General features: G+C 51.1%; 9 protein-coding genes. 7 read left to right on the forward strand and 2 right to left on the reverse strand.

Annotated elements, in window-relative coordinates; translation table 11 throughout:
- Positions 1–67: 67 nt before the first annotated feature.
- Positions 68–868, reverse strand: coding sequence for a glucosamine-6-phosphate deaminase (gene nagB / locus ACFL9S_RS01830; RefSeq protein ID WP_405260006.1), 801 nt, complete (start codon positions 866–868; stop codon positions 68–70).
- Between the two features lie 335 nt (positions 869–1,203).
- On the opposite strand from nagB, the gene nagE reads away from it, so the two are divergent.
- The 7 genes from nagE (at position 1,204) to ACFL9S_RS01865 (ending at position 11,353) form a co-directional block, all read left to right on the forward strand.
- Positions 1,204–3,150 (forward strand): PTS N-acetyl glucosamine transporter subunit IIABC, encoded by a 1,947-nt coding sequence (gene nagE, locus ACFL9S_RS01835; RefSeq protein ID WP_405260007.1) that lies wholly within the window; start codon positions 1,204–1,206, stop codon positions 3,148–3,150.
- Between the two features lie 157 nt (positions 3,151–3,307).
- The gene (gene glnS / locus ACFL9S_RS01840; RefSeq protein WP_405260008.1) at positions 3,308–4,975 is read left to right on the forward strand and encodes a glutamine--tRNA ligase; all 1,668 of its coding nucleotides are present in this window, start codon (positions 3,308–3,310) and stop codon (positions 4,973–4,975) included.
- Positions 4,976–5,068: 93 nt separating this feature from the next.
- Complete coding sequence (locus ACFL9S_RS01845) at positions 5,069–5,458, forward strand: hypothetical protein (protein WP_405260009.1); 390 nt, start codon at positions 5,069–5,071, stop codon at positions 5,456–5,458.
- Between the two features lie 116 nt (positions 5,459–5,574).
- Positions 5,575–6,822 carry a tryptophan permease gene (gene mtr / locus ACFL9S_RS01850; protein WP_405260010.1) on the forward strand — a complete coding sequence of 416 codons (1,248 nt, stop codon included), beginning with the start codon at positions 5,575–5,577 and terminating at the stop codon, positions 6,820–6,822.
- Positions 6,823–7,042: 220 nt separating this feature from the next.
- Entirely contained in the window at positions 7,043–8,446 is a 1,404-nt protein-coding gene (locus ACFL9S_RS01855; protein ID WP_405260360.1) for an OprD family outer membrane porin, read from the forward strand.
- A 27-nt stretch (positions 8,447–8,473) separates the two neighbouring features.
- Entirely contained in the window at positions 8,474–8,677 is a 204-nt protein-coding gene (chiQ, locus tag ACFL9S_RS01860; protein ID WP_405260012.1) for a ChiQ/YbfN family lipoprotein, read from the forward strand.
- 21 nt (positions 8,678–8,698) lie between these two features.
- On the forward strand, positions 8,699–11,353 hold the full coding sequence (locus ACFL9S_RS01865; protein WP_405260013.1) for a family 20 glycosylhydrolase: 2,655 nt from the start codon (positions 8,699–8,701) through the stop codon (positions 11,351–11,353).
- Between the two features lie 57 nt (positions 11,354–11,410).
- Here ACFL9S_RS01865 and fur read toward each other — a convergent pair whose 3' ends face one another.
- On the reverse strand, positions 11,411–11,854 hold the full coding sequence (fur, locus tag ACFL9S_RS01870; RefSeq protein ID WP_154752128.1) for a ferric iron uptake transcriptional regulator: 444 nt from the start codon (positions 11,852–11,854) through the stop codon (positions 11,411–11,413).
- Between the last annotated feature and the right edge of the window lie 361 nt (positions 11,855–12,215).

Below are 12,215 nucleotides of genomic sequence, written 5' to 3' on the forward strand. Positions count from 1 at the left end.
TCCTGCCGGCAGGGCGATAACCCGCCGGCAAAAACCGGTCTGAAATGACGACAGCGACCAGGGATGATCACAGATCTTTAATATTTCCAGCTTCCATCTCGCGGAAATACTTCACGGTTTTCATCTTCAGCTCCATCGTGGACGGTTCGTCGCATACCACAACGGCTTTTGCGTGCAGCTGCAAACAACTGATAGTCCACATATGATTCACGTTGCCTTCTACTGCAGCTTGCAGCGCCTGAGCTTTCAGATGGCCGGTGACCAGAATCATCACTTCTTCTGCATCCAGCAACGTGCCCACACCTACCGTCAGCGCATATTTTGGCACCTGGTCGACATCGCCACCAAAGAAGCGTGAGTTGGCGATACGGGTATCGTGAGTCAGCGTTTTAATACGGGTACGCGACGCCAGAGAGGAGGCGGGTTCGTTAAAGGCGATATGTCCATCATTGCCTACGCCACCCATGAACAGGTGAATTCTGCCGTAAGCACGGATTTTTTCCTCATACTGGCGACATTCTGCGTCAATATCCGGTGCATTACCATTGAGAAGATTGATGTTTTCGCTTGAAATATCAACATGATCAAAAAAGTTACGATACATAAAGCTATGATAGCTTTCCGGGTGCTCTTTCGGCAGGCCGACATATTCGTCCATATTGAACGTCACAACATGCTTGAAGCTGACCTGGCCCGCTTTATGCATATCAATAAGATGTTTATAGGCTTCCAGCGGTGTACCGCCGGTGGGCAAGCCCAGGACAAATGGACGTTCGGCAGTAGGATTGAACGCGTTGATACGATTAACAATATGGCGTGCCGCCCATTTTCCGACCTGGGCTGGTGTTGCCAGAGGAATCAGTCTCATGTTGCACCTCGTTTATAAGCAGAGTTAGGTATAATTTTAAAACGGTGCTCTGTCGTTGTTCTGGTAAGCGTAACGCGATTACCATTTTGCAACAGAGGGATTTATCCGTTTTGATTTTTCGAATCATAAAATAAGTTTGTGCTGTTGACCAGTCACATGCTAAGAATAATGCGTTTTTAGGTGATTTTAATCACATAAATGACGGTTTAATTTGCGAAGCGAATTAATTTTTTTTTACACTTCGTTTCGTGGTGTGTAGTGTCGAGCTGACTGAAAAAGCCGTGAAAAAAAACAGACGGTTTTTGCCGCCTTAACGGGTCTCATAGGGGGAAGTGGTGAATATTTTAGGATTCTTTCAAAGATTAGGGCGGTCGTTACAGCTGCCAATCGCAGTACTGCCTGTTGCCGCACTGATGCTGCGCTTCGGCCAGCCTGATTTACTCAATATGCCGTTCATTGCACAGGGCGGCGGGGCAATTTTTGACAACCTTGCACTGATTTTTGCTATTGGTGTGGCGTCGACCTGGTCTAAAGACAACGCCGGTGCTGCCGCGCTGGCCGGTGCGGTGGGTTACTTTATTTTGACCAAGGCGATGGTGACCATCAATCCAACGGTCAATATGGGTGTGCTGGCGGGGATTATTACGGGCCTGATTGCCGGTATGACCTACAACCGCTGGGCTGACATCAAACTGCCTGACTTCCTGAGCTTCTTTGGCGGTAAACGCTTCGTACCTATCGCGACGGGCTTCTTCTGTCTGGTGCTGGCGGCGGTGTTTGGCTATATCTGGCCTCCGGTTCAGGCAGCCATTCACTCCGGTGGTGAGTGGATCGTGTCTGAGGGCGCTTTCGGTGCGGGCATCTTCGGTTTCGTTAACCGTCTGTTGATCCCAACCGGTTTGCATCAGGTGCTGAATACCATCGCCTGGTTCCAGATTGGTGAGTTCACCAATGCGGCTGGTGCGGTGTTCCACGGTGATATCAACCGCTTTTATGCGGGTGACGGCACGGCGGGGATGTTTATGTCCGGGTTCTTCCCGATCATGATGTTCGGTCTGCCGGGTGCTGCACTGGCGATGTACCTCGCTGCACCGAAAGCGCGCCGTCCAATGGTTGGCGGTATGCTGCTTTCTGTTGCGGTGACCGCGTTCCTGACCGGAGTGACCGAGCCGCTGGAATTCCTGTTTATGTTCCTGGCGCCGATGCTGTATCTGATCCACGCCTTGCTGACAGGCATCAGTCTGTTTGTGGCGACATCGCTGGGCATTCATGCCGGGTTCTCTTTCTCTGCGGGCGCCATCGACTATGCGTTAATGTATAAACTGCCTGCGGCCAGCCAGAACGTGTGGTTGCTGCTGGTGATGGGGCTGGTGGCCTTTGTGGTCTACTTCGTGCTGTTCAGCGCAGTGATCCGCATGCTGAATCTGAAAACGCCGGGCCGCGAAGATGAAGGCGACATGGTGGTGACAGATGAAGCGAACAGCAATACCGAAGAGGGCTTAGCTGACCTGTCCCGCCAGTATATTGGTGCGATTGGCGGCTCTGATAACCTTAAGGTTATTGATGCCTGTATTACTCGCCTGCGTCTGTCCGTAAAAGATGCATCGCTGGTGAATGATGCACAGTGTAAACGCCTGGGTGCCTCCGGCGTGGTGAAACTGAACAAGCAGACCATTCAGGTGATTGTGGGCGCGAAAGCGGAATCTATCGCTGAAGAGATGAAAAAACAGATCGCCAAAGGCCCGGTTGCTGCTGCTGGCGTAAGCGCGGCTCCTGTGGCGCCAGTCGCCGCACCTCAGGCGATACCGAATACCGCCAAAGGGATCATCGGTACGCTGGTTGCTCCGGTTAGCGGTACGGTTGTTGCGATTGAACAGGTGCCTGATGAAGCCTTCGCCAGCAAAGCTGTGGGTGACGGCCTGGCCATCTTGCCAACGGGCAGCACCGTTGTTGCACCGGCTTCCGGTACCCTGGTGAAAATCTTCAATACCAACCATGCATTCTGTCTTGAAACCGAAAACGGCGTCGAAATTGTGGTGCATATGGGGCTGGATACAGTTGCCCTGGAAGGGAAAGGCTTTACGCGTCTGGCTGAAGAAGGTTCAACCGTGGCTGCGGGCCAGCCCGTGCTGGAAATGGACCTTGTCTTCCTGAATGCGAATGCGCGTTCGATGATTAGCCCGGTGGTCATCAGCAATATTGATGATTTTGCGGGAATAACGTTACTGGCGGGTGAAACCGTGGTAGCGGGTGAGACCCGAATCGTTGAAATTAATGGCTAACACCGTCGACTAATGCGACTGTGACAGGGCGGGAAGTGATTCCCGCCCTTTTTTTATGTGATTACCGCAACAAACGGTTGTTTCCCCTCTCTGCTTTGTGGATCATACTCCGTTATTTCATAGCTAATTTAAGCCATGCACTATTGAGGAAATTGAGATGAGTGAGGCTGAAGCCCGCCCAACTAACTTTATTCGTCAGATCATCGACGAAGATCTGGCGAACGGCAAGCACAGCTCAGTGCATACCCGCTTCCCGCCTGAGCCGAATGGCTATCTGCATATTGGTCATGCGAAATCGATTTGCCTGAACTTTGGCATCGCGCAAGATTATCAGGGCCAGTGCAACCTGCGCTTCGATGACACCAACCCGGTGAAAGAAGATCTGGAGTTTGTTGAGTCAATCAAGCGCGATGTGCAATGGCTTGGTTTCGCCTGGAGCGGAGAAGTACGCTACTCATCTGATTATTTTGAACAGCTGCATAACTATGCTGTTGAGCTGATCACCAAAGGACTGGCTTACGTTGACGAACTGTCGCCTGAGCAGATCCGTGAATACCGTGGCAGCCTGACGTCAGCAGGGAAAAACAGCCCGTACCGCGATCGCAGTGTGGAAGAGAACCTCGAACTGTTCGCCAAAATGCGTGCCGGTGGTTTTGCCGAAGGCACCGCCTGCCTGCGCGCTAAAATCGATATGGCTTCCAACTTTATCGTGCTGCGCGATCCGGTTATTTACCGCATTAAATTTGCTGAGCATCATCAGACCGGTAACGCCTGGTGCATCTATCCGATGTACGACTTCACCCACTGCATCTCGGATGCGCTGGAAGGCATTACTCACTCCCTGTGTACGCTGGAGTTCCAGGACAACCGTCGTCTTTACGACTGGGTGCTGGATAACATCACCATTCCGGTGCATCCGCGTCAGTACGAATTCTCTCGTCTGAACCTCGAATACGCCATTATGTCCAAGCGTAAACTGAGCCAGCTGGTGTCTGAAAACGTGGTGGAAGGCTGGGACGATCCGCGCATGCTGACGGTTTCTGGTCTGCGCCGCCGGGGTTACAGCGCTGAGTCTATCCGCGAGTTCTGCCGCCGTATCGGCGTGACAAAACAGGACAATATCGTGGAGATGGCCGCGCTGGAATCCTGTATTCGTGACGACCTGAACGAAAATGCACCGCGCGCGATGGCGGTGATGGATCCGGTCAAAGTGGTGATTGAAAACCTGCCTGCGCATCATGACGAAATGATTAGCATGCCGAATCACCCGAACAAGCCGGAAATGGGCACACGTGAAGTGCCATTCAGCCGTGAGATCTATATCGATCGTGCCGATTTCCGTGAAGAAGCGAACAAGCAGTACAAGCGTCTGGTGCTGGGCAAAGAAGTCCGCCTGCGTAACGCCTATGTCATCAAAGCCGAGCGTGTGGCGAAAGATGACGAAGGCAACATCACCTGCCTGTTCTGCACCTGCGATGTGGATACGCTGAGCAAAGATCCGGCCGACGGCCGTAAAGTCAAAGGCGTGATCCACTGGGTATCGGCTGTTCATGCGCTGCCAGCGGAATTCCGCCTGTACGACCGCCTGTTCAGCGTGCCGAACCCGGCAGCGGCAGAAGACTTCCTCGCCAGCATCAACCCGGATTCGTTAGTGATCCGTCAGGGCTTTGTTGAGCCGGGTATGCAGCAGGCGGAAGCCTCAGCACCGTATCAGTTTGAGCGCGAAGGGTACTTCTGTGCCGACAGCGTTTACTCCAGCGCCAGTAAGCTGGTGTTTAACCGCACGGTCGGTCTGCGTGATACCTGGGCAAAAGTCGGCGAGTAATTGCCGGATAATGCCATCAATCGGAAAGGGCGATCATTCGCCCTTTTTTTATGCCTGAATGGGGCGTTTTTCCCCTTTTTCTAAGGAAAATCGATGTCAGCGTTAAGCCTGCGGGCGATAGACAGTGTCGTGGTATTACATCAGCTTATTGAAAAGGTGTTTCATGGGGACGGGAGCTTTGTCCCTGAGCTGCTGCGCCATTTTGAGCCTGATTTCGTCATGGTCACACCCGGCGGAAAAAGTCTGTCGATGGAAGAGGTCGCTGCGCTGTTTACCCGTCTGGTCGGCGGACGGCAGGGTGTTGCTATCACGATTGAACACTGCAAAGTCATCTCTCAGTTTGGCGAGGAAGTGGCGATCCAGTATCACGAGCTGCAACAGCAGGGGGATAATCATACCCACCGTATTTCGCTGGCGGTGATTGATTGTGGTTGCACGCCACCTCGCTGGCGCTATTTGCAGGAAACGATGGTGGTAAATTAATTACCGTACTAGTTCGCGAGTGTGATTCTGTGTAGACTATGCGGCATTCTTGCCGTTTAGCCAGTGGATTATCCCGGCATTTGGCATGTTATATACTGCATCCGCTAAGGGATATCATGGCTGTACCTGCTTCTGCTGTTCGTTTGCCTTCAACTCTCTGGGGCTCGTTGATTATCAGTGGCACCATTATTGGTGCCGGAATGTTCTCTTTGCCGGTGGTCATGTCCGGTGCCTGGTTTGTCTGGTCATCCGCGCTACTGATCGTGACCTGGTTCTGTATGCTGCTGTCCGGATTACTGTATCTGGAAGCCAGCCTGCATTATCCCGTTGGGGCGAGTTTTGATACCGTCACGCGCGATTTGCTTGGGCGTGGCTGGAACCTGATCAACGGTCTGTCAGTGGTCTTTGTGCTGGGGATCCTCACTTATGCGTATATTTCTGCCAGTGGCGCAATTATCCAGCACAGCCTCAATCAGTTAAATGTCGGTATATCGGCGCGGATGGCCGGGCTGCTCTTTACATTGGTGGTGGCGCTGTTTATCTGGCTGGGTACGGCGGTTGTCAGCCGGATGACGCTGATTTTTCTTGGCGCGAAAATCCTCACGTTTCTGATGATTTTCGGCGGCCTGCTGTGGCATGTTCAGCCAGCGGTTCTGCTCGACAGCCAGGGAGCCGATCGCGATTATCTGCGCTACCTCTGGATCGTGGTGCCGTTTTGTCTGGCCTCCTTTGGTTATCATGGCAATATTGCCGGATTGACGAGCTACTACCATAAAAATGCAGGGCGCGTGAGCCGCTGCCTGATTTACGGTACGCTGCTGGCGCTGGTGATTTACTTTATCTGGATTGTCGGCACGATGGGCAATATTCCCCGCAGCGAATTTAAAGCGATTGCTGCGCAGGGCGGGAATATTGACGTGCTGGTGGGGGCGTTATCCGGTGTACTGCACAATCGCTCTCTGAATCTGTTGCTGGATATCTTCTCTAACTTTGCCGTTGCCTGTTCATTCCTCGGTGTCAGTCTCGGCTTTTTTGATTACCTTGCCGATTTATTCAAACTGGATAATTCCTCGACCGGAAGACTGAAAACCACCTTGCTGACGTTTATTCTGCCGTTAACGGCCGCAATGATCTGGCCCAACGGTTTTCTGCTGGCGATCGGTTATGCTGGCCTGGCCGCGACACTTTGGGCTGTAGTCACGCCAGCGCTATTGGCATGGCAGTCACGTCGGCGCTTTTCCACCTCCACCTGGCGAGTCCGGGGTGGGATAGCACCGATTGTGTTGGTTCTGCTGTTTGGTGCATTGAATGCGGTGGTTTCATTGCTTTCCTATGTTGACTGGCTGCCGCTCTATACGAAATAGCGCTTTCGAAAAAGATGCATAAATACCATTGGAGGAAAACCGATAAATAGTTTTTTCTTCAATGGCAATGTGTGCAGTCGATCATATTTTTACATTCATGATCTCTTTTTAATTGATTATTCGCATTGCGAAAAATAGTATGAATGCGTGATGGTGGAGGGTGTTAATTAAATTAATGCCAAATAGGATATTTCCACCCAGTAAGAATAAGGAATATTCGATGCATTCTATTTTTTTTGTGAGAGGTGCGCGGTTTTTTTTACTGGCGTACCTGGTTCTGCTATCCACTTTTTTTTATTCCTCTCCCTCTGTTTCTGCTGGTTTTATTGCTGATTCCTCGCTGAATGGCAGCCTTTATTATTGGCAGCGGCAGCGTGATCGTAAAGATTTGCTTCCTGCCAGTGATAAGTACGGCCAGTATCAGCAGAACCTGCATCATTCTACCTTCAACGGCAGTCTGGATTTTTCTTCGGGATTTGCCGCTGATGTTATTGGGTTCGACTTCGCGATGTTCAGCGCGCTGGAAATGTCGAACAGCGGCCCTGCAGCGCCTAATGAAATCGGGTTTAGTGATTCAAAAACCCGTTGGGATGAACGCTGGAGCGGGGACCGTAACGGCAGCAGTATTTATCAGGCTGCAGTAAAAATTAAGCATGATGATATCTGGCTAAGAGCAGGGTATATACAACCCAGCGGGCAGACGCTGATGGCCCCACACTGGAGTTTTTTACCCGGAACATACCTCGGTGCCGAAAGTGGATATCATCATAATTTTGGCGATGCGGGGATATTGTCATTTTCCTATATGTGGAGTGACCGTTATAAAGCGCCCTGGTATGAAAATATGTATAACTTTCGTAAGGCGGATGGCTCCACAGGAATTCATTATTTGCATTCCCTGGGGTTGAAATATGACTTCACCAAAAAATTTGTTATTGAAGCAGCCTTTGGCCAGGCAGCAGAGTATATGGATCAATATTTTGCTAAAGCCTCTTATGCTTTTCCTGTGGCGGGTAATGATTTGCGTACCAGCTGGCAGTTGTATGGTGCTAAAGATAAAGAACATGGCGGTGCTGGCAATGTGAATGATGTTTACGAAGGGCTGGCCTGGCTTCAGGCGGTGACTCTGGGCTATACCACAGGGCCGTTTGATTTCCGTCTGGAAGGGACGTGGGTGAAAGCGAAGGGGAATCAGGGGTACTTCTTACAGCGTATGACGCCTGGATATGCTTCCTCAAATGGTCGTCTTGACGTCTGGTGGGATGCTCGCTCGGACTGGAATGCCAATGGAGAAAAAGCCCTGTTTGCCGGAGTGGTTTACGATCTTGCGCGCTGGCAGTTACCCGGATGGGGCGCAGGCGCATCTTATGCTTATGGCTGGGATGCGAAACCCAGCAGCCATCCCGCGTATAACCAGAGCACGCGTTTGAAAGAGTCGGCATGGAACCTTGATTTACTTTATACAATTCAAGGTGGTGCGGCGAAAGGAACGTTGTTCAAGCTGCACTACACCCAGTATGACAATCACAGCAATATTCCCAGCTACGGTGGCGGTTACAACAATATTTTTCAGGACGAAAAAGACGTTAAATTTATCATCATTGCGCCTTTTACCCTGTTTTGATCGTGCAAAACGAACAGGAGAATGGATATGAACCCAGGGATAACGCTGTTCTTTGCGCTACTGCTTTGCGGTTGCGTATCTCAGGTGCCAGGCGCTAATACGCCCAGGCGTGAAGCTATAAAGGCGCTCGATTATGAGCGCTGCCTGGATGCAGAAAAGATGGGTGGCGGCGAGGGAGTTCATGACCACTGCGGTCAATTGCGGCAGGAAATCCAGCACGCCAATCAATAAGCGACTAAGGAAGGATGCATCATGAATTATAGAAAAATTAGCCAGTTATCCCTGGCGGTAATCACTCTTCTGGGGAGCAGTGTTGCACCTGCAAGCCAAAAGCTGGTGGACCAAATTAGCCAATTCGGCGTTCGTTATCAGGTGACTGATAATCAGGCTGCACTTCATGGCGTGGACTGTGCAGCATTGGGTGCTGACTGGGCCTCCTGCAACCGTGCCACCATTACGCTCACCAATAATGGCCCAGCGATTACCAGTAAAAACTGGGCTATCTATATGAGTAATGTCCATAAAACCCTGGCCATTGAGAGCGATCAGTTCCGCACGGTACATATTGTTGGTGATCTGACCCGACTGGAACCGACGGAAAAATTTACAGGTATTGCAGCCGGTGCCTCGGTGACCATCCCCATCATCAATGAGTACTGGCAGTTGTTTATCACCGACGTAATGCCGCGCTGGTATGTGACATCGGGTGACGCCAATCCAAAAATTATTCAGGTGACAGATACCGAAGACCTTTCGCGCTTTGTGGCACCTTTTGGTGAGCAGTGGAAGCGGACTGCTACGGATAAAAACATTCTGATGCAGGCCAACAGTCGTTATGAAAAAAATAGTGATGTTGAACAGCTTACCGCTAACGCGCTACGCGGCCAGATTGTCCCGACCCCGCTTAATGTTGAGATAGCACAAGAGGATGCCGATCTCAGTCAGGGCGTCAGACTTGATCTGGCCAGTTTACCGGCACAACGCGCAGAGGCGGTGCAGCAGCGCTTATCACTGTTGGGTGTTCGCCTTAATGAAGCGGGTTACCCCATTAGCACACGAATTGATCCCGCAGCATTGAAAGGCATTCCTGCTATATCAGGTGCCTATTATCTGAATATCACTAAAGAAAAGGCTGAGGTAACGGGCTACGATGCCCAGGGTGTTTTCTACGGTCTGCAATCCATTATGTCGCTGCTACCTGGTGACGGGAGCAACCGTATTGCGACCTTAAAAGCGGAAGATGCGCCACGCTTCTCCTATCGCGGCATTTTCCTTGATGTGGGCCGAAATTTTCATAGTAAAACCGCAATTTTGCGGATGCTTGATCAGATGGCTGCCTGGAAAATTAATGTCTTCCACTTCCATCTTACGGATGACGAAGGCTGGCGTATTGAGATCCCTGGCCTGCCGGAGCTTACCGACGTGGGAAGCCAACGTTGCCACGATCTGAAAGAACAACGTTGTCTGTTACCGCAGCTTGGGTCTGGACCGTTCAATGATAATAACGGGAGCGGCTACTTCAGTCGTCAGGACTATATCGACATCGTGAAATATGCGGAAGCACGCGGTATTCAGGTTCTGCCAGAAGTGGACATGCCTGCTCATGCTCGCGCGGCAGTGGTTGCTATGGAGGCTCGCTACCAGCGTCTGATGAAAGCAGGACGAGCAAAAGAAGCCTCAGAATATCGGCTGGTCGATCCGGGGGATAACTCGAATACCACCTCAGTACAACTTTACGACCGGACGAGTTATTTGAACCCGTGTCTGGATTCATCACTGCGCTTTGCGAATAAGATTATCAGCGAAGTCAGATTGATGCACCGTGATGCCGGGCAGCCGCTGCGCAGCTGGCACTTCGGTGGAGACGAGGCTAAAAATATTCGTCTTGGCGCAGGCTATACCGATATTAAACATCCTGAAACGGGTAAGGGTCAGCTCGATCTTAGTCGTGAGGATCGGCCATGGGCGAAATCCCATGCTTGTCAGGCGATGATCGCATCAGGGAAGGTGAGCGATCTGGAGCATCTTCCAAGCTATTTTGCTTTGAAGGTCAGCAAATTAGTCAAAGATCAGGGTATTGACCGCATGCAGGCCTGGCAGGATGGTTTAAAAAATGCCCAGGATGCCCGTGCCTTTGCCACACCTGAAGTTGCAGTCAATTTCTGGGATACGCTGTACTGGGGCGGTTTTGACACGGTGAATGACTGGGCAAACAAAGGCTATCAGGTGATTGTTTCCAATCCCGATTATGCCTATTTGGATTTTCCCTACGAGGTGAACCCCCTCGAGCGAGGGTATTACTGGGGAACACGTTTTAGCGATGAGCGTAAAATGTTCAGCTTTGCGCCGGATAATTTGCCGCAAAATGCAGAAACGTCGGTGGATCGCGACGGCCAATTCTTCAACGCGAAATCCGATAAACCCTGGCCTGGGGCCGCAGGCATGTCTGCTCAGTTGTGGAGTGAGACAGTACGAACCGATGACAATATGGAATATATGATCTATCCACGGATGTTCTCTGCAGCGGAACGCGCCTGGCACCGTGCATCCTGGGAGCAGGATTATCAGGCAGGTAAGGAGTACCGTGGTGGTGAAACGCAGTTCGTTGACCAGAAGGCGTTGCGCCAGGACTGGCAGCGATTCGCGAATATTCTCGGTCAGCGAGAGTTGGAAAAATTGGATAAACACGGGGTTCACTACCGTTTGCCGGTTCCCGGCGCTCGTATCGTGGGCGATAAACTTGAAGCGAATACGGCCTTCCCTGGTGTAGCGATGCAGTTCAGTACGGATGGTGGAAAGCGTTGGCAGCATTACGACAGCCAGAATCCACCCATCATAGAAGGTGATGTGCAGGTCCGTGCGGTCAGTGCGGATGGGCAGCGTTTTAGCCGGGAGGCGTCGCTATAACGCAGGCATAAAAAAACCGGTGGCCAAGCCACCGGTTTTTACACTGAACAGTGCAGATTACTTGTCGTGCAGAGTCTCGTCTTCACGACAGTCACCCAGAGCACAATGGCCATAAAGATACAGGCTATGGTTGCTCAGTTTGATACCGTGACGCGTGGCGATTTCACGCTGACGTTCCTCAATGTATTCGTCTCTAAACTCAATAACTTTACCGCAGTCCAGGCAGATCAGGTGATCGTGATGGTGCTGCTGGGTCAGTTCGAAAACGGATTTACCGCCTTCAAAGTTATGGCGGGTAACGATCCCCGCATCATCAAATTGATTCAGCACACGGTACACCGTGGCCAGACCAATTTCTTCGCCCATGTCAATCAGGCGTTTGTACAAGTCTTCCGCACTGACATGATGGCCCTCTGGTTCCTGAAGCACTTCCAGAATTTTCAGTCGGGGAAGCGTGACTTTCAGGCCGGCCTTCTTTAATGCGGTGTTATTGTCAGTCATGCGGATATTGTCCTGTTACTTTGCTAGTCACTTAGTGGCTGAAAAGCCCTGAACATCGGTCGACGCTAAAAGATGAATGCGTCTCAGTATAGAACTGATACTCCGAAATGGAAACCATAAGGGGTGCCTGAAACCGCGAGGAATGTAAGGATAAGTGTCGTTACATCCAGGGAAGCGCGCGCCCGAATTAGGTTGGGTTAACATTTCAATCTGCATCATCTTACCCTTCTTTGGGCGACTCACGTCCTCAAAGAATGGGGCAGGTGTTGAGTAAGCGGGTAACCGATGGGGTTATTGTACAGTTTTGTAGATGAAAGTTACAAACATGTATCTATTACTTCTATAGGAAAAACCACTTGCT

It is taken from the genome of Erwinia sp. AnSW2-5, from assembly GCF_045107195.1.
GTDB lineage: Bacteria > Pseudomonadota > Gammaproteobacteria > Enterobacterales > Enterobacteriaceae > Erwinia.

Bases quoted from the DNA above. Each gene is read 5' to 3' on its own strand.
- glnS (WP_405260008.1), top strand. From the start codon at position 3,308: ATGAGTGAGGCTGAAGCCCGCCCAACTAACTTTATTCGTCAGATCATC.
- chiQ (WP_405260012.1), top strand. From the start codon at position 8,474: ATGAACCCAGGGATAACGCTGTTCTTTGCGCTACTGCTTTGCGGTTGC.
- mtr (WP_405260010.1), top strand. From the start codon at position 5,575: ATGGCTGTACCTGCTTCTGCTGTTCGTTTGCCTTCAACTCTCTGGGGC.
- ACFL9S_RS01865 (WP_405260013.1), top strand. From the start codon at position 8,699: ATGAATTATAGAAAAATTAGCCAGTTATCCCTGGCGGTAATCACTCTT.
- nagB (WP_405260006.1), bottom strand. From the start codon at position 868: ATGAGACTGATTCCTCTGGCAACACCAGCCCAGGTCGGAAAATGGGCG.
- fur (WP_154752128.1), bottom strand. From the start codon at position 11,854: ATGACTGACAATAACACCGCATTAAAGAAGGCCGGCCTGAAAGTCACG.
- ACFL9S_RS01845 (WP_405260009.1), top strand. From the start codon at position 5,069: ATGTCAGCGTTAAGCCTGCGGGCGATAGACAGTGTCGTGGTATTACAT.
- ACFL9S_RS01855 (WP_405260360.1), top strand. From the start codon at position 7,043: ATGCATTCTATTTTTTTTGTGAGAGGTGCGCGGTTTTTTTTACTGGCG.